Below are 23,351 nucleotides of genomic sequence, written 5' to 3' on the forward strand. Positions count from 1 at the left end.
CCTAACCTTTGTCCCGGCTCACCCACCGTGTCAACTCGACCACGGCCGAAGTGGCGATCCTCACGACCCGCAACCACCACACCCGCTCCGGCATCTGACGAACAAAGGTCGAAGGGGGACGGATATGACAGCTGCCGTCAAGGGTCGGCGTGACACTTACGTCCGCATCGGCATGATGACGGTCGGCGATCTCGGCGTCGTCGGCGGTCTGGCGGGCTGGATCCTGGGTTGGCGGTTCGGCCACCTGCTGGTCACGCTCAGCCTCGTGTTGCTGATCGCAGGCATGTGGCCTGGCAAGTTCCGGCCGCGCCGGTCCGTGGCCGGCGGATACGTTCTGGTCGGCCGTCACCTCAAGGGTGTGGAGGCGCTGGACAGCGCGCGCAAGGCGGCGCATCACTACCGCAAGCTCGCCGTCAAGCATCCCGACGAGGGTCTGGTGTTACTGGCCGGAACACTTGACTGGCAGCGAGCGCTGCTCCGGGAACTGGGCAGGCACGAGGACGCCGAGCCGGTCGCCCGCGAGGCCGTCGAGACGTGGCGGGAGGTCGTGACCATTGACTCGAGCCGCCGCGAGAACTTGTCCAAAGCGCTCCACCACCTGACCGGCACGCTCGCCGAGCTGAATCGGGAGGGTGAGCTGACCACGCTCACCGAGGAAGCGGTCGTCGTCCAGCGGTCCCTGGTGGCAACGCACGAGGTACTACTCGCTCTGCACCTGCAGAACCTCGCCACTCAACTGCGGCGTACCGATCGGTGGGAGGCGGCGCTTCCTGTCGCCCAGGAGGCCGCGACCCTCTACCGGCGTCTGGTTCCGACGGATCCGGACCTGCTCGAGCACGCTGCCCACACGGTGGAAGGGTTTGCGACGACCCTGCGCCGCCTCGAGCGTCCGCTGGAGTCCCTGCAATCGACGCAGGAGTGGGTCGAGTACGAGCGCACGCTGGCCGACAGACTCCCGGACCGCAGGCCCGAGCTCGCCGAGGCGCTACGCATTCTCGGCAACCGCTCGGCCGATCTCGACCACATCGAGGACGGCCTCACGCGTTGGCGCGAGTCTCTCGAGCTGTGGCGACAGCTGGCCTCGGAAGGCCGTGAGCACAACGCCGGCTACGCGGACGCGTGCACCCGGATCGGGTACGGCTTGGGCGTCGTCGGAGAAACCACGGAGTCGCTGGCAGTCTTCCGTACCGGTCTCGACGTACGGCGGACGCTGGCGACACTCGATTCGCGACAGTACGACGACCTGCTGGACGACCTCGCACGAGCCACGCAGACGACGCTCGCACCGGAGTTTGCAGTCGAGGCTGTCGCCGTCGCCCGGGAGCATGCCGACGCCCTGACGGCGGACACTCTCGCGCGGGCCTCCGATCAGCTGAGGGAAGCAGGGTTCACCGCCGAAGCCGAAGAGCTGTCAGCCCACCGCCGCTGAACACCAGTGGGGGCCGGTGGTCCAGCCGAGGAGGCGGCGGCCGCCGTTGGGGGTGCAACCTCGGGGGTCGAAGCGGGCTCCTGCGGCCACGTCGAGGAGCCCGGTCACTGCTGGTGCGAAGCGTGGGCCCAGGACACCGGCACGCTCCTCGAGCCGTGCCAGGACGGCGGTGGGGTCGCAGTAGCTGAGGAAGAAGATGCCCTGACGCCACGCGTACGCCGTGTTCTTCAGGCCCTGCAGTCCGCTGATCCAGGTCGAGACGGGCTGGGTCTGACGCTGGATCGCCCAGCTGAACGCGCGGTCCGCGAGCTCCGGGCCGACCTCGCGGAGCCAGTCGGTCAGGTCGAGCGCCTCGATCAGTACGGCGAGGTTGTGCGACGTCAGGATCTGGCTCTGCTCCAGCACCGTCCCGTTCTGGGCGACGTACCCGGGAGTCTGCGAGGTGTGCGCCTCCTGAGCGCGGCGGCGGCACATCTCCGCGAAGTCGTCGGACGTCAGCTTGCGCCAGCGGATCCGCGAACGCTGCTCGGCGGCGGGCCACGCGGCGGGCAGGTCGTAGTAGCGTCCGTACAGCGTCCCGGACAGCACCCGGCTCGCGACCGACGCCGCCTCCCGCCACTTCGCCGTGAACGTGCCCATGAAGATGTCGGCAGCGACCTCCTCGACGAGCGGCAGTCCGAGCTCGGCCTGTTTGACCAGCGTGCGGAACTCGCGGACGAGCGGGTTCGGCAGGATCGTCTGCGGGAACGCGCCAAGCGCGACGGCCGTGGTCTCCCGCAACGTCTGCGCGGCGGCTCGCGGCGTCTTCTGAGAGCGGTCGCGGTACGGCGCGACGGCGGAGATCCACGGCAGCTCGTCGAACCGCACCTGGTGTTCGAGGTTCAGCAGCAACAGACTGCGCCGACGACGGAAGGCCGCGTAGGTCTGCGCATAGACCGAGGCCAGCACCGGATCCGCGATATTTGCCGCCAGCAACTGTGAGGTGACCTGCGGCAGGACCTCCGCCAGCACCTCCCCGGAGCCGATGACGCCGCGGTCAACCAGCTCGCCGATCGGCGCCTCGAGCGCCCGGGCCGCCTTCGCCAGTAGGTGCGGCGGCATCGCCACGCCGGCCGCCGCCGGCAGCTCCGCGCCGTCGACGACCCCTGCGATCGGATCGAGCGCGGGCAGTCCGCCGTCCCGCGGGAAGCGGTCCAGCCGCGTACTCAGCACGTGGGCCAAAGTCGCGTACGTCGGACGCGCTGCCGCCTCGTTCTGCGCCGTACGCAAGGCCGCGCGGGCCTCCGATCCGGGCGCTCCGTGCGCGCTGATCGTGTTCGCCAGGGCGCGGCGGATCCACCCGACCTCGCGACCTGTCAGGGCCGAGCTGTCGACGGGGCAGCGCTCCAGCGCCGACTGCAGCCGCGCGAAGTTGCTCTTCGGGTGCCGCGCGTGATGCAGCTCGGCCGCGGTCGCGTAGTCGTCCAGCCACTGACGCCGCCGTTCCACCCAGTCGTCCGGCCAGACGCGGCACGGCCAGCCACCGCTCACCGTGCCCGCCACCAACTCCGGGAGGTCACCGTCGACCGTGTCGCACCACAGCGCCACCAGCCGGTCGTGGAGCGGGTTCCAGACCTGGAGGGTCTCCCGCATCGCGGCGATCCGCGGCGGCACCGTTGCCTGCCGCAACTGAGCACGGACCTCGTCCACCGAGTGCCGCCGTACCACCGCCCCGGCCGGAGCCGAGGACGGACCGAACGTCGGGGTGAAACGGAGCCGATGCATCAACGGACGCAGCTCGGCCACCAGGTCGAGTGCGGCGGCGAAGTGCCCGTGCTCGAGCAACCAGGCGACCACCAGCAGCGCCGATTCCTCCGGTACGTCGACGCGGCAACGCCCGGTACGCAGCGCATGCCCGAGCTCCGCAAGCCCCTCATCACCGAGGTACCAGAGATTGACCCGCTCGCGATCCGTCTCCCCCGGCGCGTTCACCGGCAGCCGGGCGAGCTCGTCGGCACTCGGCGGCGACTCCGCCACGTACCGGCCGGTGGCGAACCCTCCCGTCAGCACTTCGAGCGTGACCCACACAGGCGTGTCGGCGACGGGCGTCCGCGACCCGATCATCAGCCGTCCGGAAGCCATCCCCTCGAGAACCGTGCGCCAGGCATCGACGCGAGCCGCGGCGCGCCGACGTACCGCCGGATCATCCGCAACCAGCGCCCGTTCGAGCGCGTGCTGAAGCCGGCCCGTCGCGTACATCCGGAACCCCCGCTCTCTGGATGGAACCACGCTTCGACATGGAGGCAGGACTCGAACCTGCGCCCTCCCGGTCCGAAGCCGGGCGATCTACCCCTGATCTACTCCATGCAGTGCGATCCAGGCTAGCTGCACGGCGGCTCTCCGGTGGGAGCTGATGCGGTCAGGCGATTGCCGAGATGTCGCCGTCGTCGAAGTAGATCGCCTGATGAAGGCGACCGCCGAGCGCCGCCGCATAGCGCAGCAGAACCTCTTGTCCTGAGATCTTGCCTTGCTCGATCTGGGAGACTCTGCCCTTGGTGACCCCCATCCGCTCGGCGACCTGGGCCTGAGTCAGGCCACGACCGCGCCGGATCTCTGCCAACCGATGCCCTTGAACCTTCGCGAGGAGCTCCTGCTTGCCGGCCGCGACGCTCTCCTCGCCCCCGGCCCGTGCGACCTCCTGATCGCGAATGTCCCGCCAACGCACGTAGTCGGTCATCGATCGCCCTCCTCTTCGCCCTGTCGTTCCTTCACATAGATCTGGTAGCGGTGCTCCGCGAGAGGGACAGCTTCGTCGTACCAAGCCTTCCACCGACCTGCCTTGTCTCCAGCGACAAGCAGAATGCTCGATCTCCACGGGGCGAACGCGAACAGGTCCGCACGGTTCCCGGTCTCAACTCCTTCAGGTTCGGCAGCCGGGACCCGGTAATCGTGTCAACAAGCGGTCGTCCGAGCCCAGGACCTACCTCAGCCAGCGCATCAATCGCCTGGACGACCCGCCGATGTGTGGCGTCGTCCAGACCCTCGATCCACACTCGCACCTCGTTGACGATGTAGACATCCCACTCGTGCATCGCCATGCCCGGAGTATAGCAAATGCTAAACCACCCGACCGGTTCGTGGGTCGAGGTCTCAGACGCCGTACGGCGTCCGGGTGAGGACGAATGTTGCGACGGTCAGGTGGGTGATGGTTTTGCCGTTGCGGATTACGTGGAGTTTTTCGCCGGCCAGGTAGCCGTCTCGGCCCTGGTAGAGGTCGGGGGCGAGGGGTGACAGGCGGGTCGTGAGGCCGCCGGAGAGTTGCAGGATTCCCGCGCAGACGGAGATCGTCAGCGGCGTGTTGCCCCAGTACCAGTGGCCGAGCAGTTCGGCGCCCTGGGCCAGCGCCGGCTCCGGCACCCACTCCTGCGTGATCGGCGGCTCGTACCGGGTCAGGATGCGGACCAGGTCGGGAGCCAGCGAGGCTACCCGTCCGTACGTCGCGTTGCCGAGCGTCACCGCCCCCACCCGGCGGACCCGGTCGACGAACAACCCCGCGAGGAAGCCCGGCATCGAACCAGTGTGACCGATCAGCAGATGCGGATCGTCCGCGATCAGCCGCAGACCGAGCCCGTACGACGCATTCAGCCCTTCCCGCGGATCCGACGCGACCGGCGCCGCCATCTCCTCGACCGACTCCCGGCTCAGCACCTCGTGCACCGGGTCGATCCAGAACGTCGCGTACCGTGCCAGGTCCTCGATCGTGCTCCACAACTGCCCCGCCGGCGCCATCGCGCCCGAGTCGTACGCCGGCTCCGGATCCAGCTGCCCGCTGAACGGGTGCACCGAGAACCCATCGGCGGCCGGGGCCGACGGGAAGTACGACGTACGCCGCATCTCGAGCGGATCCAGGATGCGCTCCTGCGCCAGCTCGAGCCAGGACACCCCGCGTAGGCGGGCCACGATCTCGCCGAGCAGGCCGTACCCGAGGTTCGAGTAGTGGTGCCGGCGATCCGCCGGGCCGGCCGCCTGCGACTCGCTCATCGCGGCGGTCAACTCGTCGAACGTGACGCCCGGATTCCGTTCCCACCACGGGCCTTCGGGCTCCGCGTTCATCCCGCCGCTGTGCGCGAGCAAGTGCCGGATCGTCAGGTCCCCGAACGCGATCCCCGGCAGATGCTTGCCGACAGCATCGTTCAGCGACAGCAGCCCGTCGTCGCGGCACTGCATGATCAGGATCGCCGTCATCGTCTTCGTGATCGACCCGATCCGGTACTGCACATCAGGACCGGGCAACGCCCCGTCAGCCGTCGCGAACCGGCCCCGCGCCCCGGTCCAGACCAACTCCCCGTCCCGGAGCACCCCGGCGTTCACCGACGGCAACTTCGACTCCCCCTGCGCTGTCGCGATCTCGGCGAACAGAGCAGCGGCGGTGTCCGGACGTACGTCGGTCAGCTGAGTCAACTGGGGGCTCCAGGCGGGTCGGGGACAGACCAGTATGCCCGTTTTACTCGAACGCCTCCGGTGCCGGGCAGGAGCAGATGAGGTTGCGGTCGCCGTACGCGCCGTCGATGCGGCGGACCGGCGGCCAGTACTTCGAGGCGCGGTCGACCGAGCGGGGGAAGGCGGCCTCTTCGCGGGTGTAGGCGTGCTCCCACTTGTCGTTGATCACCGACTCCGCGGTGTGCGGCGCGTTCACCAGCGGGTTGTCGGCGGCCGGCCATTCGCCCGCGGCGACCCGGTCGATCTCGTGCCGGATCGCGATCATCGCGTCGCAGAAGCGGTCCAGCTCACCTAGGTCCTCGGACTCGGTCGGCTCGACCATCAGCGTGCCCGCGACCGGGAACGACATCGTCGGCGCGTGGAAGCCGTAGTCGATCAGCCGCTTCGCGACGTCGTCGACGCTGATCCCGGTCTCCTTGGTCATCGGCCGCAGGTCCAGGATGCACTCGTGCGCGACCAGGCCGTTCTCGCCGGTGTAGAGCACCGGGAACGCACCCTCGAGCCGCTTCGCCACGTAGTTCGCGGTCAGTACGGCGGCCTTCGTCGCCGCCGTCAGGCCCTCGGCGCCCATCATCCGGATGTAGGCCCACGAGATCGCCAGCACCCCGGCGGATCCGAACGGCGCCGCGCTGATCGGGCCGACACCGGAGTCCGGACCGGCCTGGTCGAGCAGCGGGTGGTTCGGCAGGTACGGCGCGAGGTGCGCCGCGACCGCGACCGGACCGACGCCGGGGCCGCCGCCGCCGTGCGGGATGCAGAACGTCTTGTGCAGGTTCAGGTGGCTGACGTCGCCGCCGAACTCGCCCGGCTTCGCGAGCCCGAGCAGGGCGTTCAGGTTGGCGCCGTCGACGTACACCTGGCCGCCGTGGTCGTGGACGATCTGGCAGACCTCGCGAACGCTCTCCTCGTACACGCCGTGCGTGGACGGGTACGTGATCATGATCGCCGCGAGCTTCGGCGCGTGCTCGGAGGCCTTCGCGCGCAGGTCGTCGAGGTCGATCGTGCCGTCGTCGTTGCCCTTGACAACAACGACCTTCATACCGGCCATCACCGCGGAGGCGGCGTTGGTGCCGTGCGCGGACGCCGGGATCAGGCAGACGTTGCGATCCTCGGAGCCGTTGGCGCGGTGGTAACCGCGGATCGCCAGCAGGCCGGCCAGCTCACCCTGCGAGCCCGCGTTCGGCTGGATCGAGACCTTTGCGTACCCGGTGACCTCGGCCAGCCAGCGCTCCAGCTGACCGATCAGCTTCACGTAGCCGGCCGCGTCCTCGATCGGCGCGAGCGGGTGCAGGTCGGCGAACTCCGGCCAGGTGACCGGCTCCATCTCGGTGGTCGCGTTCAGCTTCATCGTGCAGGACCCGAGCGGGATCATCCCGCGGTCGAGCGCGTAGTCCTTGTCGGACAGCTTGCGCAGGTACCGCAGCATCGCCGTCTCGGACCGGTGCGTGTTGAACACCGGGTGCGTCAGGTACTCCGTGGTCCGCGGCACGCTCAGAGCAGCAGCCTCGAGCGTGTCGTCGTACTGCACACCGAAGGACTGGCAGACGCGGGTCAGCGTCGCGACGTCGGTCTTCTCGTCGCAGGAGATGCCGACGTGGTCCGCGTCGACGAGCCGCAGCCAGATCCCGTTCTGCCGGGCGGCGTCCACCACGTCGGCGGCGCGACCCGGGACCCGGGCGAGGACGGTGTCGAAGAAGTCGCCGTGGACGACCTCGACCCCACCGGCGCGCAGCGAGGCGGCGAGCTTCCCGGCGTACGAGTGCACGCGCTCGGCGATCGCCCGCAGTCCGTCGGGACCGTGATAGACGGCGTACATGGACGCGACGACCGCGAGCAGGACCTGCGCCGTACAGATGTTCGACGTCGCCTTCTCGCGACGGATGTGCTGCTCACGGGTCTGCAGCGCCAGCCGGTACGCCGGAGCGCCGTCCGAGTCGACCGATACGCCGACGAGGCGGCCTGGCAACGACCGCTCCAGGCCGGACCGGACCGACATGAAGCCGGCGTGCGGGCCGCCGTAGAACAGCGGTACGCCGAAGCGCTGCGAGGAACCGATGACGATGTCGGCGCCCGCCTCCCCCGGCGCCTCGAGCACCGTCAGTGCGAGCAGGTCGGAGGCCACGGCAACCAAGGTGTCGCGTCCGTGTGCCGCCTCGATCAGCGGCTTGAGGTCGCGGACGACACCGTTGGAGCCCGGGTACTGCACGAGGACGCCGAAGAAGTCGCCCTCGGGCAGGCCGTCGGTGGTGTCGGCGACGACGACCTCGATACCGAGCGCCTCGGCGCGGGTCTGCACGACCGCGATCGTCTGGGCGAACGTGTCGGCGTCGACCAGGAAACGGTCGGATTTGCTCTTCTTGTTCGAGCGGTGCGCCAGAGTCATCGCCTCGGCGGCCGCGGTGCCTTCGTCGAGCAGCGACGCGTTCGCGGTCGGCAGTCCGGTCAGGTCGGAGACCACGGTTTGGAAGTTCAGCAACGCCTCGAGGCGGCCCTGGGAGATCTCCGGCTGGTACGGCGTGTACGCCGTGTACCAGGCCGGGTTCTCGACCAGGCGGCGGACGATCACCGACGGGGTGAAGGTGCCGTAGTACCCCTGGCCGATCATCGAGGTGGCGACGGTGTTGCGGGCCGCGAGCTGCCGGAGCTCGGTCAGCGCGTCGACCTCGGAGGCCGGTTCGGGCAGCCGCAACGCCTCCGCCGAGCGGATCGAGGCCGGGACCGCGGCGTCCACGAGCGCGTCCACGTCGTCGTACCCGAGGAGTTCGACCATCCGGGCGATCTCGTCCGGGCGCGGCCCGATGTGCCGGTCGGCGAAGGTCGCCGAGAGCTGGGGGGTGTCGTTCACTAGAGGCTCCGATGCTGACTGTCGCTGCCGGTGGCCTCCCCCTCTGTCACGCGCGCTGCGCTCCAGAGTCGCCTGCGACACTCGGTCCATGGGCCTGAGAGGTTCCGGGGAGGAATTGCCCCTTCGGCGCCCGATGACACGGGTCTCTCCCGAGTGCTGTGAACGGCTGCCTCGAGGCTACCAGGAACCCCGGAACAGTTCTGACCGGGTCAGCCGGTCATCCGGGCGCGGCGGCGGGCGGCGAGCTCGTCGTTCCCGTGGGAGTCCCCGTCGCCGTCGTCGTGACCGTCGGCACGCTCGGTCGGCAGCTCGGACAGCGAACCCTCGACCTCGCGCCAGACACCGCCGAGCGCGATCCCGAACACGCCCTGGCCGCCGGCCAGCAGATCGATGACCTCGTCGGGCGACGTGCACATGTAGACCGACGCGCCGTCGCTCATCAGCGTGATCTGGGTCAGGTCGTCGAACCCGCGCTTACTGAGGTGCGCGATCGCGGTCCGGATCTGCTGCAGCGAGATCCCGGCGTCGAGCAGCCGCTTGATCACCTTCAGCAACAGAACGTCACGGAAGCCGTACAACCGTTGCGTCCCCGACCCGGTCGCCGGGCGGACGGACGGGGAGACCAGGCCCGTGCGGGCCCAGTAGTCGAGCTGCCGGTAGGTGATTCCGGCCGCGGCGCAGGCCGTCGGACCGCGGAACCCGACGTCCTCCGGCATCGGCCGCAGGTCGTCGTCGAACAGCAGACCCTGAACGCCGGCGGTGGCAGTAGCGGCTGCCACAGCCTCTGCGTGCGCGTCGGACGTCGACTGCGCCGTCAGATCCGTGTCCCCGGTGCGTGTCACGCCTGAGCCTCCCTGGATACCGACTGGAACGAGCCATCTCCGTGGAGTGACACCACCCCACGACTTCTTCACGGTAAGCCGCCGCCCTGACCGGGTCAACGACAACCGCACCGAGCCGGGAGCGTGTCGCGACCGCCGTACGAATCGTTACCTAGGTCCTGGACCTCTGGTCCCGGGTGCTGTCAGCTCTTGTCGAAGTCCTCCGGAGTCACCTGGTCGAGAAACTCCCGGAACCGCTCGACCTCCTCTTCCTCCTCCACCTCGTCGGCGCCGTTCGTCTCACTCTCCGGAACCGGGATCCCGGCCTCGGCGAGGATCTCGTCGGCGCAGAACACCGGCGTCCCGGTCCGCAGCGCGATCGCGATCGAGTCCGACGGTCGCGCCGAGATCTCGGTCTTGTCGTCGAACACCAGGATCGCCTCGAAGATGCCGTCGGTCAGGTTCACGATCCGGACCTGGCTGAGGGTGTGCCCGAGGACCCGGATGGTCTCCGCGAACAAGTCGTGGGTCAGCGGCCGGGGCGGCTCCATGCCCTGCTGGGCGAAGGCGATCGCACTCGCCTCGGCCGCACCGATCCAGATCGGCAGGTACCGCTCACCTCCGACCTCTTTCAGCAGCACGATCGGCTGACTCGAGGGCATCTCTACCCGGACTCCGACCACGTCGACTTCGCGCACACGTTCAGCCTACTCCGAGCCGAAGGCCCGGGTGGGCCTACGGGGGTTCGCTGTGGACAGCCTCACGAACGCGGGAGGCGGGAGCGGACCAGAGCGGTGTGGAGACGGACGGTGAGGGCGGCCAGCTCGCCGGTCTGCTCGGTACGGCGTGGCCCGGTGACCTGTTCGATCAGGCCGACCTCGCGGTCCGCCGCCGTACGGAACGCCCGCAGGTGCCGCGGTTCGAGGCCGTACGCCGCCAGCTCGGCCGCGACCTGCGCGATCACGATCGCGTCACCGCCGTAGTGGTTGCCGCTGGCTACCACCAGGCCGTGACTCTCCAGCTCGTCGAGCAGTTCGGACGGTACGCCGGCAGCGGTCCGCAGCTCGTCCCGCGTCAGCCGCAGCTCGGTGCCGGTAGCGGCGAAGTCTTCAGGGACGGGCTGACCCGGTGTCTGCGGCAACGAACTCGGCGCGACCGGAGGACCGGCAGCTGCCGGCTGCAGGCCGCGATCGATCGCACCGAGGTGTTCCTTGATCACTTTCAGCGGCAGGTACTGATCGCGTTGCGCCGTCAGCACGTACCGCAACCGGTCCAGGTCGGCGGCACTGAACTTGCGGTAGCCGGACGCCGTACGGGCAGGCGTCACCAGCCCCTCGGCCTCCAGGAACCGGATCTTGGAGATCGTGACGTCGGCGAACTCGGCCTGCAGGAGCTGCAGCACCTCTCCGATGCCGCGGCCTCCCACAGGGCCTTCGGCGCTGGGATCAGGCTTGGCCACTGGCGTAGTACACCAGCCTGTACTTGCCGATCTGGACCTCGTCGCCGTTGGTCAGCTGAACCTCGTCGATCCGGTCACGGTTGACGTAGGTGCCGTTCAGGCTGCCGACGTCGCGGACCTTCACGCCGTACGGGTCGCGGCGGAACTCGGCGTGCCGGCGCGACACCGTCACGTCGTCGAGGAAGATGTCGCTGTCCGGGTGCCGGCCGGCGGTGACCACGTCGACGTCGAGCAGGAACCGGCTGCCCGCGTTCGGTCCGCGCTGGACGATCAGCAGCGCGGATCCGGCCGGCAGCGCGCCGACCGCGGCCGCGTCGTCCGCGGACAGCGGCTCGCCGGTACGCTCCGGCTCTGGCTCGGCGCCGATCGGGGTGAGCATCGCCGTGTCGGTGACACCCGGCGTCGGCTGCTGCGGCTGGTGAGCCGCCGGGGCTGCCGCCGGGCGGTCCGCGCCAGGCAGCATCGCTCCGCACTGCGAGCAGAACCGGCTGCCCTCGGAGTTCTCGTGCCCGCACTGGTTGCAGAACGGCATGCTGTGATCCTCCCGATCGCCGGCGGTCCGGCGACGTTTTCGATAGACCCCGTGGTAACAGTGTGGACATGGACCTCAACCCTCGACCAGCGGTTGAGGTCCGTAACTTATCAGCCCTGATTCAGGCTTGGTCGAGCTGGGCCTGGTAGGCCTCGGCGTCCATCAGCGCGGCCACCTCGGCGGTGTCCTCGACGTCGATGTCGAGCAGCCAGCCCTCGCCGTACGGGTCGCTGTTCACCAGGTCCGGCTGGTCGGCCAGCGCCTCGTTGACAGCGGTCACCGTGCCGTTCACCGGGGCGAACAGGTCGCTCACGCTCTTGGTCGACTCCAGCTCGCCACAGGCGTCGCCGGCCCGCACCACGCTGCCGACCTCAGGCAGCTGCACGAACACGATGTCGCCGAGCTGGTCCTGCGCGAAGTCGGTGATGCCGACCCGCACCGGCCCTTCCTCGCCGGCCTTCAGCCACTCGTGCTCGGCCGTGTACTTCAGGTCTTCGGGGTACACCTTTGTCCTCGTTTCTACTTCGTGGGGCTGGGCGCCGGGCGAGCGTAACGATGCTCCTCCGGGGCGTGCAAGGCAGTGATCGCGACGCTCTCGAGCTCGTTGACCTCGGCAGTTCCGCCCACCTGCGGGCCGGTCACCTCGCTGACCAGACCGCCCGGGAAGTTGGCCGCCTCGGACAGGTTGTGGGACTCCCCGATCGCCTCGATGACGTACGGCGAGTTCACCTTCTGGCCGTCGATCCCGATCCCCGGGGCGTCGTCCACGAAGTCCGTGCTGGCCACCACCCGAACCGTTCCGTTGATCTGGATGGCCTCGGCGCCGGCGTCCCGCAGTTCCTCGATCGCGTCCAGCAGGTTGCTCGACGTCATCTTGCCCTGCGGGTCGTTCAGCGTGATCCGGACCCCCGGGCCTTGCGCGGGCAGCGTACCGGCCAGGATGCCGAGGGTGCGGACCTGGGCCTCCGCCTGCTCGCGGGCCGTCTGCGCCTTGTCTGCGCTGGACGACAGCGAGTTCTTCCGCTCCTCCAGGTCGGCGATCTCGCTCTCCAGCCGCCGGGTGTTCTGCCCGAGGCCGTCGAGGATCGCGATCAGGTCCTCGCGGCGCGCGTTCTGGTAACCGTCGTCGGCGCGGTTCACCCGGACCTGCACGACCGCGACACAGGCCACCAGGGCGAGCACGACCGCGACGATCGCCTGCCCGCGGGACGGCTTGAACCCGGCCCGCAGCCGGCGCAGCGCCAGGTTCGGCGTCCGCGGCTTCGGCATCGGCGTCGGGGTCTGAGGCATCGGCGGGGTCTGCGGCGGCTCGACCGCGGCCTTGTCCGGCTGGTCCGGCGTGTCCGGTTTGTCAGGTTTGTCGTCGCTCATGATCAGGCCCGGAAGATGTGCCGGCGGATCGCGGCCATGTTGGTGAAGATGCGGATGCCGAGGACGACGACCACACCGGTGGACAGCTGCGACCCGACGCCGAGCTGGTCGCCGAGGTAGACGATCAGGGCCGCGATCAGCACGTTGGACACGAACGACACGACGAACACCTTGTCGTCGAAGATCCCGTCGAGGAACGCGCGCAGCGCGCCGAACACCGCGTCGAGCGCGGCCACCACCGCGATCGGCAGGTACGGCTGCGCCCAGTCCGGTACGTCGGGCGCCACCAGCAGACCGACGACGACACCGATCACCAGCCCGAGTACGGCGATCATCTCGTTCCCACCTTCGCGTAGCGCAACGCGATGGTCGCATCGGCCGGCACCAGCAAGGAGTCCTCCGTCGTGATCGTCATCCGGACATCGAAGTTGCTCACCAGGTACTGCACCCACTGCCCGCCGGAGCTCTGCGCGAACCGGGCCGGCATGGTCGCGGTGTCCCCGATCGCGAGCACCGTGTACGGCGGCGTCAGCGAACTGTAGTCAACGGTGATGGCACTGCCCGCACCGCGGATCGCGGTCAGCGACGTGATCCGGTGACCGTTCACCGAGATCGCCTCCGCGCCGGACGTCCACAGGCCGTTGACGAGCTGCTGCAGGTCGACGTCGAGCAGCCGGCCTTCCTTCGCGTCGGCGTTCTTGGCGTCGTCGATCACCGCCTTGATCCCCGGGCCGGTGACCGCGATCGCTCCGGTCTGCAGCTCGAGGTCGTCGAGCTTCTGCTGCAGCGCGGCGCCCGTACTGTCGTTGCTCAGTCCGCTCGACTGCAACCGGCGTACCTCGTCGGCGAGCCGGGACTGGTTGTCGCGCAGGCCGGTCAGCCGGTTGTCGGCCTGGTTGATGCGGGTGATCAGCTCCTTGCGCTGCTTCTCCGCCTCCGGTGCGCTGCGGTAGTTCTGCGCGGCGGCGACCGCAAGCAGGAAGCCGAGTACGGCGGCGGCCACCACGAGCATGATCCGGTGCCGGGACCGGGTCTGCTTGCCGTCCTGGTTGATGCGGGTGCGAGCGGCGACGGCGTACCCCTCGTCGATGGGATGCGCCATCAGGTTGTTCAGCAGCGACATCGACGCGTCGACGCGCCGCGGCTGCTGGGTCGGCGGCTGTACCGGCTGCTCAGGGGCTTGCTGGGTCACCCGGCCGGGTCCTTGATCGGTTTGACCGTCTGGATCAGGTGCCGCAGCTGGGCGAAGTACAGCGCGCCGGCCCAGTAGTACAGACCGGTCCCCCAGATCGCGAACGCCCAGCCGAACACGCGGGCGAGCAGGTTGAGAGTGCTGTCGCCGTCGCCGAGCAGGAGCAGCGGGAACGCGTACAGCAGGCAGAACGTGGCGGACTTGCCGAGGAAGTGCACCGGCAGTGCGTTGAACCCGCGGCGGTGCAGTGCCGGCAGCGTGAAGGTGAGCAGCAGGTCCCGCAGCGGCAGCGCGATCGCCAGCCACCAGGGGATGATGTCGCGCAGGGCCAGGCCGATGACGGTCGCGAAGATGTACAGCCGGTCGGCCACCGGGTCGAGCATCTGACCCAGGCGACTGGTCTGGTTCATCCGGCGGGCGATCTGGCCGTCGGCCCAGTCGGTGAACCCGGACACGGCCAGTACGAGCAGCGCCCAGCCGTCCTCCTTGGGTCCGAGGACCAGCCACAGGAACAGTGGCACCCCCAGCAACCTCAGGAAGCTGAGTGCGTTCGGGATCGTCCACACCCGGTCGGACACTTCCAAGTCCGGCACGCGACCCCTCCCTCTCTCCACCCTGGATACCCGTCGTAACTCTACTGGGGAGCCCCGACAGGTTTACGCCCGGCCGTCCCGGGGCACGCCCCGGCTTTCCCCTGATACCAGAACGCTCCGTCTTCCCCGCCGCTACGCCTGCGACGAACCGGTGACCCGATCGATACCCAAGAGTGATGCTTACCCTGAGCAGATGAGGTTCCTGGTACTGATCTACGGCAACCCGGAGTCCCGCGCGGTCTGGGACTCGCTGACCGACGAGCAGAAGAAGGAAGGCATGGCCGGGTACGCCGCTCTGCACGAGGCGCTCGCCGCGCAGGGTGAGCTGGTCGCGTCGGAGTCCCTCGACGCCCCGGAGCTGACCAAACAGGTGCTGGTCCGCGACGGCAAGCCGATGACGACGGACGGCCCGTTCGCCGAGGTGAAGGAGCAACTGGCCGGCTTCTACCTGCTGGAGTGTGACTCGATGGACCGCGCGGTGGAGATCGTCGCGCAGATCCCGGAGGCGCCGTTCAGCGTCGTGGAAGTGCGTCCCGTACGTGACCTCAGCGCGTTCAGCTGATGCTCGAGGAGCTGCTCCGCGAGCAGGCGCCACAGGTGCTCGGCGCACTGGTCCGGCGGTACGGCGACTTCGACGCGTGCGAGGACGCCGTACAAGAGGCCCTGCTGGCCGCGTCGCTGCAGTGGCCGGGTGAAGGTGTTCCGGCCAATCCGCGCAGCTGGCTGATCACGGTCGCTTCGCGGCGACGGATCGAGGTACTGCGGAACGAGGCGGCCCGGACACGGCGGGAGGAGACCGTCGCGTCGTGGACTCCCCCGGAGCCTGCGTCGTCGGAGGACGACTCGCTGACACTGCTGATGCTGTGCTGTCATCCGGCGCTGACACCGCAGTCGCAGGTGGCGCTCACACTGCGCGCCGTCGGCGGACTGACGACCGGTGAGATCGCGCGGGCGTTTCTGGTGCCGGAGGCAACGATCGGGCAGCGGATCAGCCGGGCGAAGGCGAAGCTCCAGGGTGCGCGGTTCGCGATGCCGCCGGCGGCGGCGCAGCCCGAACGGCTGGCCGCCGTACTGCATGTTCTGTATCTCGTCTTCAACGAGGGCTACACGGCTTCGTCCGGTACGTCGCTGCACCGGGTCGAGCTGAGCGCGGAGGCGATCCGGTTGACGCGCCAGCTGCATGCTTCGTTGCCGGCCGAGGGTGAGGTGACCGGGCTGCTCGCGTTGATGCTGCTGACCGACGCGCGTCGGCCTGCCCGTACGACGGCGGACGGGGCGCTGGTGCCGTTGCCGGAGCAGGACCGGTCGTTGTGGGACAGGGCGGCGATTGCCGAGGGCACCGAGTTGATCGAGTCGACGTTGCGGTCGGCGCCGGTCGGGCCGTACCAGCTGCAGGCGGCGATCGCGGCGGTCCACGACTCGGCGGCGGACGCAGACGAGACCGACTGGCGCGAGATCCTGATGCTGTACGAACTGCTCGAGGCGACCGCGCCGGGTCCGATGGTGACGCTGAACCGGATCGTCGCGGTCGCGATGGTGCACGGTCCCGCCGCCGGGCTGGCGTTGCTCGACGACGTGGATCCGGCGTTGAAGGAGCACCATCGGCTGGCCGCCGTACGGGCGCATCTGCTCGAACTGTCGGGCGAGGGGGCTGCCGCGCGATCGGCGTACGAACTCGCCGCGCGGCTCACCCAGAGTCTTCCCGAGCAGCGCTACCTGCGGTCGCGCGCGGCTAACCTGCGATCTTCGGCCGGCCCCAGCTGAGCTCGGCCTGGATCGTCAGGTCGAGTACGCCGTCCTTCGCGTACGGGCGGAGCGCTTCCGCGACACCGGCGTCGAACGCGGCCGCCTCGTCGGCGGGCATCAGGTCGCGGGCCAGGCTCGACGTCGAGTGCAGCCTCTCGATGTAGTCGGCGACCGTCTGCCGGTATGCGACGCGCGTAGTGCGCGCCGTGCCGGTGAGGTCGAGCAGGCCGCGTTCGACGATCGCGTCGACGACGTTGAACTTCGGGTCGTAGTTCTGTTTGCGCGAATGCCGCTCGATCACCGGGACCAGCTCATCCGTCCACGGCTCGTCGACCGGGCCGTGCTCGATGACGACGAGCTGGGCGTTCGGAGTCAGGTGCGGGACGATCCGTGCGAACGTCTCCTCCCACGGCATCCAGTGGATGCTCGCCCCGGCCGTCACCAGCGCGTACGGGCCGTCGAGGTCGGCGGTCTCGATCGGGTTGACCTGCCAGGTGAGGTTCGGGTGGTCGCCACCCGGGCGCAGCTTGCCTGCCGCGACCATCGGCGCCGAGAAGTCGATCGCGTCGATGTGCTCGACCCGCGGCGCGAGCGGCCGCGCGATCGCGCCTTCCCCGGCGCCGATGTCGAGCACCCGCCGCGGCTCGTCGGCGATCAGCTCCACGAGCCGGTCGAACACCTCGTCCGGGTACGGCGGCCGATGCTGATAGGCCTCCGCCACTGCCTCCTGCTGAAACGTCGCCGCAAGCTCAGTCATGCCTCGGAGCCTAGACCGGAACCCGCACTCAGACCGGCGCCTTCTGCTCATGGCCAACTGGAAGCCGGGACCTGCGCCGCGGCCAGCGGACAAACGACTCTGCGTGCAGCGTCGCCGAGGCGATCCGGGGCAGGTCGCGGGCGCGCGGGTAGCAGACGAACCGCGCGACCCAGGCCGGGCGGTATTTCGCATTGGCCCGGTACAACGACTCGATCTGCCAGAACCGGCTCAGCCCGAGGAGGATCCGGTACCACAACCGCAGTCCGGGCCCGGCTCCCGCGATGCCTCCGCGCTCGAACACCTCACGGAAGACGGCGAAGTTGAGGGACACCCGGGCGAGTCCCAGCACCGGAGCGGCCTGCAGCAGCTCGGTCACCATCAACTCGATCACCCCGTTGCCGGCGGTCGGTGACCGAACCATGAGATCGAGCGAGAGCCCGTCGTCGTTCCAGGGCACCAGGCTCAGCACCGCGACGAGTTCCCCGGTGGCGTCACGGCAGCTGACCACCACCGCGTCGTCGTCGCGCGGATCGCCGAACCTCCCGAGCGCCATCGAGTAACCGCGCTCCGCCTGACCCGCACGCCACCTGCCGATGTGCCGGGTCAGCTCGTTCAGTTCGATGCTGTCGATGTCCCGAACGCGACGTATCCGGGTCGTATGGCCTCGTCGTTGGGCCCGCCCTGCCGCCTGCCGCACGGTCCGCATCGACCGCCCGGCCAAGCTGAACGTCGCCACGTCCAGGACCGCCTCGTCCCCGAGCTGTACAGCCGACAACCCGCGCTCGCGATAGGCCGCCGCGCCACGTTCGCTGGCGCCGATGACTCCGGGCGTCCACGCATAGCTTCGCGCCTCGGCCAGCCAGGCGTCGACGGCATCGGCCCGTGCGTCCGGGTCTCCGATCGGATCGCCACTGGCCAGCGAGACCCCGGCGACGACCCGGTACGCGACGGCCGCCGTACCGGACGGGGCGAAGATCAGGGCTTTGTCGTCACGCAGCGCGAAGTAGCTCAGCGAGTCGTTGCGGTGCTCGGCCAGCAACGAGCGCAATCGTTCGCCTTCGACAGCGATCTGATGCCTGGGCGCGCGGGCGGTCCGGAGCGCCATGAGCACGATCGCCACCGCCACGACCACTCCGAGGAGCAACAGTGTCGTCTCGAGCCGCTGCCGCGTCTGGCCCGATTCGAAGTACGCCGGGCCGCTGATCCCAATGAAACCGAGCCAGACCTCGCTGATCAGCTGTGTCACCGAGAGGTGCCGGATCGCGTCCGGATCGGCGACGAGCGATCCGGCGCCCACCGACGTTGCCAGTCCGAACGATGTCAAAGCGGTGACCAACACCTTGTGTGTGCTGCCCGGATCGGGACGGCCGGTGAACGCCGGCCTGGTGAGCCACAGCAGGACGATCACCACGACCGCCGCGATCGTCTCCCCGATCGAGTGCGCCAGCCCGTTGAGTGCCAGCAGACACGAAGTGGCAGCCAGCGCCCCGATCCAGGCCCGGCGCTTGCGTCGTGCGAGCCCGCGGGACAGCAGCACCAGTACGACTCCGAGCGGTACGGCGGCGCCGGCAGCCTGGGGCACGAGCACCGGCAGTACATCGGTCAGCGGCTCCAGGCGGGGCCGAAGCGGCGGACTGACCGCGTCAAGAACACTGATGACGCCGAGCAGACAGACCACACCGGCCATCCAAGGCGCCCAGCGCGCCGGATCGCGCCGCTCGCGGGTTTCTCCGGACAGGTACCTGGACATGTCAGCGCCTGACGAGACGGCGGTGCCGGCGACGGTAGATGACGACAGAGACGATCGCGGTGCAGACGAAGCTCGCCAGCAGCAGGCCGCTTGCGAGCCCGAGGCGCTGTTCGAGCACGCGGTACGAGGCACCCGCCAAGTAGCCGCCCCCGGCGACGAGGAACGCCCAGACGGCGCCCCCGATGACGTTCGCGACCGTGAAGATCCCTCGGTGCATCCGGCTCATCCCGGCGATGCCCGGGACGAGGGCCCGGAACGCGGCGGTCCACCGGCCGAGGACGACCGCGACGGCACCGCGGCGAGCGATCAGTCCGAGCGCTCGCTCGATGTGCTCAGGCCGGCGGAGTCTGCGTGGCAGGCGACTGAGCAGGGCCGGACCGAAGCGCCGCCCGACCACGAAGCCGACCTGGTCCCCCACGATCGCGCCGATTCCCGCTGCCACCATTACCGCCCACAACGGGAGACCGCCGGCGTGGGCGACCACTCCACCGACGATGACAGCTGTCTCACCAGGCACCACCAGGCCGAGGAAGGTCGACGCCTCCAGTGCGGGCAGCAGCACCACGACAGTGATGACCAGCCAGGCGGGTAATGCCGCCAGCCAGTCCAGGACCGCGTTCATGTTCTGCGTGCGATCGGTCGGTTCACAGCTCCCGATTCCACGGCGCCGCCTCCCAGCTCTCCACTCCAGCATCACCGGAGAGATGGAGGGCCGGGCAGGGACGGACGTCCCATGCAATCCGGACGATGGTCCCGGACGGACGGCGTACCGCTCGTAACCTGCCCGACTCCTTCGAACACGCGCCTGAAACACGCGCTTCCTACTTTGAGAGTCCACATCAGCCGCACGAGGCGGTGAGGCCCGATGATGTCCGAGCACGTCGACCCGTTCATCGGGACCGGCGCCACCGACCTGCCCACGCCCAAGGGCCTGGCCGCGACCTGGTGGTGGCCCAAGCCGCAGGTCGGCAACACCCATCCGGGCGCCACGCACCCCTTCGGGATGGTGTCGGCCAGCCCGTACTCCGGGGCCTACCCGACCGGTTACGGGCTGTACGACTTCAACACCGAGGGCGTGCCCGACCTGTTGTACGACCGCCCGGTCGCCTCCGGCTTCACCCACTTCCAGCAGTCCGGCACCGGCGCGATCCGCAAGTACTACAACTACTTCCGGGTCACGCCGATGCTCGGCCCGCTCGACGACCTGGGCACCGCCTGGGACCTGCTCGACGAGGTGGCCGAGCCCGGCTACTACGCGGCGACGCTGAGTTACGGGGTGCGGTGCGAGGTGACCGTCGGCCCCAAGTCGGCCGTCCACCGGTACACCTTCCCGGCGAATGACGCCGCGCGGATCGTCATCGACGCCTCGACCGGCGGTCTGGCCATCCCGCACAGCCAGACCGTGCCGCTGAAGGCGCACCTGGCGATGCTGGAGCCGGGGGTGGCTCAAGGGGAGATCCACGTCGAGGGTGTGCCGCTGGCCGTTCACCTGGAGGTCGATGCCCCCGGCTGGCGGCAGCTGCTGTGGTACGACCGGCGCCTGATGCCCGGCGGCACCCGTCTCGACTTCGACTACATCCGGCCGACCACACTGCGGCCCTTCGGGCTGATGTTCATGGGCCCTTCGCGCGCCGAGCAGACCGTTGAGGTGCGGCTGGGGTTCTCCCTGCGCGGGTGTGCGACGGCCCGCGACAACCTGCACGCGGACGTCGGACGCACCCAGGCCACCTTCACCGGGCGGCGTGACCACACGGCAGCCACCTGGCGCGAGCACCTCGGCAAGGTCTCGATCAAGTCCGAGTCCGATGACCAGGCGACGGTTTTCGGCACCGCGCTCTACCACTCGCTGATCAAGCCGTGCTTCGCCCCGGACGAGAGCCCGTCGTGGACGACCGAGGGCCCGTACGCGTTCGACATCTGCACCATGTGGGACATCTACCGCACCCAGCTGCCGCTGATGACCACTTTGTTCCCGCAGCGTTCGGTCGAGCTGGCCGGCGCGCTGCTGTCGATCTGCGAGCAGGAGGGCAACCTGCCGATCGGCTACCGGATGGCCAAGGGCGCCGACCGGTTCTCCCGGCAGGGCAGCGCCCTCGCGCACACCTTCTTCGCCGACCTGTGCCAACTGGATCTGCCCGGTATCGACTGGGACTGGGCCATGGTGCACCTGGAGATGGACCTGCGCCGGACGTACGGCGAGGACTACCTGGTGCACGGTGTGGCGCATCCGATCAGCCACACCCTCGACCTGGCGTACGCCTACCACTCCACCGCGGCGATCGCCCGCAAGGTGCGCGACCGGGCGCTGGTCCAGCAGATGCGTGACCTCGCCCAGGGCTGGCGGGCGGCGTACGACCCGGGCACCGGTCTGCTGCGCGACTCGACGTTCTACGAGGGCGGCCGGTGGAACTACTCCTTCCGGCTGCTGCACGACATGCGCGCCCGGATCGCGCTCGCCGGCGGAGACGAGGCGTTCGTCCGGCTGCTCGACCGGTTCTTCGGGTACGGCGCCGTACCGGTCGCTCAGCCGGGAGTGGCTCCGAGCGTGGCCGAGATGGACGCCGGGTACGGCCTGTGCAGGTTCGAGGGACTGAACAACGAGCCGGACTACGAGGCGCCGTGGTCCTACCACTACGCCGGACGGCCGGACCGAACCGCCGAGGTGGTGCATGCCGCGATCGCCAACCAGTTCGGCACCGGCCGGGGCGGGCTGCCCGGTAACGACGACTCCGGCGGGCTGTCCGCGTGGTACGTGTGGGCGACGCTCGGGCTGTTCCCGGTGGCCGGCCAGAACCTGTTCCTGGTGAGCGCGCCGGCCGTGGCGGAGTCCACGACCCGGCTGCCCGAGGGCGAGCTGTCCATCACCACCACGGGTTTCGAGCCGGTCGAGGCAGGAGGACCGGTCTCCTACGTCCAGTCCATCGCGGTGGACGGCAAGACCCTCGAACGTCCCTGGATCTCCGGCCGGGAACTGCGGCACATCCGCAACCTGCACATCGAGCTCGGCCCTCGCCCCTCCGGCTGGGGCATCCGGATCAGACCACCGTCCACATCCGACCCGCTGCACCCCACTGGAGGTGAGGTATGAACATCCCGTCCACACCCAACCGCCGTCTGGTCGTTGTCGTCCGCGCCGACCCGGTGATCTGCGGGCACTCCGGTGAGGCCCGGTGCCTCGCGGAGGTGGCGCTCACCCGCGGGTACGACGACGTACGGATCGTGACCTGGCCGCTGGACGCGCTCGAGGCGGCCGGGCTGCCGTTGAAACCACTCGATCGCGTGCTGCCGTACAGCCCTGGGATCACGGTGGAGCGGCCCGATCCCGTCGGCGACTACCGGGTTCCGGACGGGCGCTACCTGTCCGGGCTCGTCGGGCGGCTGGTCGAGCTGTTCAGCGACGGGGTGCCGACGGTGGCGATGTCGCTGTACCTGAGCCCGCACGCAATCGCCGTACAGGAGGCCGTCCAGGTGGCGCGCCGGATCGGGCCCGCACGGGTCACTACGGTGGCTGAGGCGGTGGGCTCCGACATCACCAACGTCGTGCGCGATTGCGTGGACACCGGGCGGTTCGGGGCGGCCGCGCACATCCTTTCGGTCTACCTGGCGGCCGACCACTGCGTGGCGGTGTCGGAGTACACCAGGGACCTGATCGTGGCCTCGGCAGCGACCCTCGACGGTATGCACGGCACGACGTTCGCGCAGCAGTGCCGTGAGCGGATCGCCATCTCCTACCCCGCGGTCGACTCCTCGTCCTACCTGTCACTCACCGATGACGGGATCGCCGAAACCCTTGCCCGGCGGGGCCTTTCGCGGGACGGGTATGTGCTGTTCCTGTCCCGGATCGTCTCGGCGAAGGGCGTCGACGACCTGATCGACGCCTACGCCGGGTCGCGGTCGGCCGAGAAGGTGCAGCTGGTCCTGGCCGGGCGCGGGCCGCAGGAAGACGAGGTGCTGGCGCGGGTGGCGGCAGCGGGCCTGGGTGAGCGGGTGCGGGTGCTGACCGACGTCGACGACGCGGAGAAGCCGGCGCTGATGGCAGGGAGCGCGGCGTTCGTGCTGCCGACCCGCGAGCAGCCGGAGTTCGTGGAGACGTTCGGGATCGCGCTGGTCGAGAAGGCTCTCGCCGGGGGCGGGCCGATCATCACCTGCGCGACCGGCGGTGTGCCCGAGGCGGTCGGTGATACGGCCCTGCTGGTGCCGCAGCGTGATCCGGCCACGCTGCGGACCGTGCTTGACGAGGTCGTGTGCGACTGGACCCGCGAGCAGCGCGCGGCGGCCGAGCGGCGGGCGCGGGCGTACGCGTTGCAGTTCGACCGGGTAGCGGTGTTCGACCGTCTCTTCGCGCGCGCCGAGTCTCCCGCCGTCCACGTCGCCTGA

22 protein-coding genes, 1 tRNA gene and 1 riboswitch are annotated in these 23,351 nt (G+C 69.5%); of the genes, 5 read left to right on the top strand and 18 right to left on the bottom strand.

The genetic code is table 11. The features are described from left to right. The first annotated feature begins 124 nt into the window (after positions 1-124). Positions 125-1,429: a tetratricopeptide repeat protein gene (locus EV651_RS39775; RefSeq protein ID WP_133791186.1), complete on the top strand. Its 1,305-nt coding sequence runs from the start codon at positions 125-127 to the stop codon at positions 1,427-1,429. Here EV651_RS39775 and EV651_RS39780 read toward each other — a convergent pair. The 15 genes from EV651_RS39780 to EV651_RS39850 form a co-directional block, all read right to left on the bottom strand. Next, entirely contained in the window at positions 1,412-3,667 is a 2,256-nt protein-coding gene (locus EV651_RS39780) for a hypothetical protein (RefSeq protein WP_133791188.1), read from the bottom strand. The two genes, EV651_RS39775 and EV651_RS39780, sit on opposite strands and share 18 nt — an antisense overlap. Positions 3,668-3,703: 36 nt before the next feature. After that, a tRNA-Arg gene (locus tag EV651_RS39785) sits at positions 3,704-3,775 on the bottom strand. A gap of 52 nt (positions 3,776-3,827) precedes the next feature. Beyond that, on the bottom strand, positions 3,828-4,145 hold the full coding sequence (locus EV651_RS39790) for a helix-turn-helix domain-containing protein (RefSeq protein ID WP_133791190.1): 318 nt from the start codon (positions 4,143-4,145) through the stop codon (positions 3,828-3,830). Between the two features lie 31 nt (positions 4,146-4,176). Then, positions 4,177-4,506 carry a type II toxin-antitoxin system RelE/ParE family toxin gene (locus EV651_RS43470; protein ID WP_202870742.1) on the bottom strand — a complete coding sequence of 110 codons (330 nt, stop codon included), beginning with the start codon at positions 4,504-4,506 and terminating at the stop codon, positions 4,177-4,179. A gap of 52 nt (positions 4,507-4,558) precedes the next feature. Then, positions 4,559-5,869, bottom strand: coding sequence for a serine hydrolase (locus EV651_RS39800; RefSeq protein WP_238157513.1), 1,311 nt, complete (start codon positions 5,867-5,869; stop codon positions 4,559-4,561). 43 nt (positions 5,870-5,912) lie between these two features. Further along, positions 5,913-8,753: an aminomethyl-transferring glycine dehydrogenase gene (gene gcvP, locus EV651_RS39805; protein ID WP_133791192.1), complete on the bottom strand. Its 2,841-nt coding sequence runs from the start codon at positions 8,751-8,753 to the stop codon at positions 5,913-5,915. A gap of 72 nt (positions 8,754-8,825) precedes the next feature. Further along, a riboswitch (glycine riboswitch) is annotated at positions 8,826-8,915 on the bottom strand. Positions 8,916-8,962: 47 nt separating this feature from the next. Next, positions 8,963-9,469, bottom strand: coding sequence for a MerR family transcriptional regulator (locus tag EV651_RS39810; protein ID WP_238157523.1), 507 nt, complete (start codon positions 9,467-9,469; stop codon positions 8,963-8,965). A 308-nt stretch (positions 9,470-9,777) separates the two neighbouring features. Then, positions 9,778-10,272, bottom strand: coding sequence for a bifunctional nuclease family protein (locus EV651_RS39815; RefSeq protein WP_133791196.1), 495 nt, complete (start codon positions 10,270-10,272; stop codon positions 9,778-9,780). A 62-nt stretch (positions 10,273-10,334) separates the two neighbouring features. Beyond that, positions 10,335-11,033, bottom strand: coding sequence for a MerR family transcriptional regulator (locus EV651_RS39820; RefSeq protein WP_133791198.1), 699 nt, complete (start codon positions 11,031-11,033; stop codon positions 10,335-10,337). Next, entirely contained in the window at positions 11,020-11,565 is a 546-nt protein-coding gene (locus EV651_RS39825) for an FHA domain-containing protein (RefSeq protein WP_133791200.1), read from the bottom strand. Before EV651_RS39825 ends, EV651_RS39820 begins: the two co-directional genes overlap by 14 nt. 121 nt (positions 11,566-11,686) lie before the next feature. Beyond that, positions 11,687-12,070 carry a glycine cleavage system protein GcvH gene (gene gcvH / locus EV651_RS39830; protein ID WP_133791202.1) on the bottom strand — a complete coding sequence of 128 codons (384 nt, stop codon included), beginning with the start codon at positions 12,068-12,070 and terminating at the stop codon, positions 11,687-11,689. Positions 12,071-12,084: 14 nt separating this feature from the next. After that, positions 12,085-12,936: a DUF881 domain-containing protein gene (locus EV651_RS39835; RefSeq protein WP_238157514.1), complete on the bottom strand. Its 852-nt coding sequence runs from the start codon at positions 12,934-12,936 to the stop codon at positions 12,085-12,087. Between the two features lie 2 nt (positions 12,937-12,938). Further along, a complete protein-coding gene (locus EV651_RS39840; protein WP_130379362.1) occupies positions 12,939-13,271 on the bottom strand; it encodes a small basic family protein in 333 nt (110 codons plus the stop codon). Then, on the bottom strand, positions 13,268-14,128 hold the full coding sequence (locus EV651_RS39845) for a DUF881 domain-containing protein (protein WP_238157515.1): 861 nt from the start codon (positions 14,126-14,128) through the stop codon (positions 13,268-13,270). Before EV651_RS39845 ends, EV651_RS39840 begins: the two co-directional genes overlap by 4 nt. Continuing rightward, entirely contained in the window at positions 14,125-14,721 is a 597-nt protein-coding gene (locus EV651_RS39850; RefSeq protein ID WP_133791204.1) for a CDP-alcohol phosphatidyltransferase family protein, read from the bottom strand. Before EV651_RS39850 ends, EV651_RS39845 begins: the two co-directional genes overlap by 4 nt. 193 nt (positions 14,722-14,914) lie before the next feature. Here EV651_RS39850 and EV651_RS39855 point away from each other — a divergent pair, with 193 nt between their 5' ends. Both EV651_RS39855 and EV651_RS39860 read left to right on the top strand, forming a co-directional pair. Continuing rightward, a complete protein-coding gene (locus EV651_RS39855) occupies positions 14,915-15,283 on the top strand; it encodes a YciI family protein (protein ID WP_133791206.1) in 369 nt (122 codons plus the stop codon). Continuing rightward, on the top strand, positions 15,283-16,485 hold the full coding sequence (locus EV651_RS39860; RefSeq protein ID WP_133791208.1) for an RNA polymerase sigma factor: 1,203 nt from the start codon (positions 15,283-15,285) through the stop codon (positions 16,483-16,485). The genes EV651_RS39855 and EV651_RS39860 overlap by 1 nt, the downstream gene beginning before the upstream one ends. Here the strand turns inward: EV651_RS39860 and EV651_RS39865 are convergent. Genes EV651_RS39865 through EV651_RS41735 form a run of 3 tightly spaced genes read right to left on the bottom strand, consistent with a single transcriptional unit; the run spans position 16,454 to position 19,596 of the window. Further along, positions 16,454-17,224 carry a trans-aconitate 2-methyltransferase gene (locus EV651_RS39865; protein ID WP_166658945.1) on the bottom strand — a complete coding sequence of 257 codons (771 nt, stop codon included), beginning with the start codon at positions 17,222-17,224 and terminating at the stop codon, positions 16,454-16,456. The genes EV651_RS39860 and EV651_RS39865 overlap by 32 nt on opposite strands. A gap of 28 nt (positions 17,225-17,252) precedes the next feature. Beyond that, on the bottom strand, positions 17,253-18,974 hold the full coding sequence (locus EV651_RS39870; protein ID WP_133791211.1) for a phosphatidylglycerol lysyltransferase domain-containing protein: 1,722 nt from the start codon (positions 18,972-18,974) through the stop codon (positions 17,253-17,255). A 1-nt stretch (position 18,975) separates the two neighbouring features. Next, positions 18,976-19,596, bottom strand: coding sequence for a DedA family protein (locus EV651_RS41735; RefSeq protein ID WP_166658946.1), 621 nt, complete (start codon positions 19,594-19,596; stop codon positions 18,976-18,978). 243 nt (positions 19,597-19,839) lie between these two features. Between EV651_RS41735 and EV651_RS39880 the strand changes: the two genes are divergently transcribed. Both EV651_RS39880 and EV651_RS39885 read left to right on the top strand, forming a co-directional pair. Next, entirely contained in the window at positions 19,840-22,062 is a 2,223-nt protein-coding gene (locus EV651_RS39880) for a glycoside hydrolase domain-containing protein (RefSeq protein WP_238157516.1), read from the top strand. Continuing rightward, complete coding sequence (locus EV651_RS39885; RefSeq protein WP_133791215.1) at positions 22,059-23,351, top strand: glycosyltransferase; 1,293 nt, start codon at positions 22,059-22,061, stop codon at positions 23,349-23,351. The genes EV651_RS39880 and EV651_RS39885 overlap by 4 nt, the downstream gene beginning before the upstream one ends.

This window comes from Kribbella sp. VKM Ac-2571, from assembly GCF_004362255.1.
Lineage (GTDB): Bacteria > Actinomycetota > Actinomycetes > Propionibacteriales > Kribbellaceae > Kribbella > Kribbella pratensis.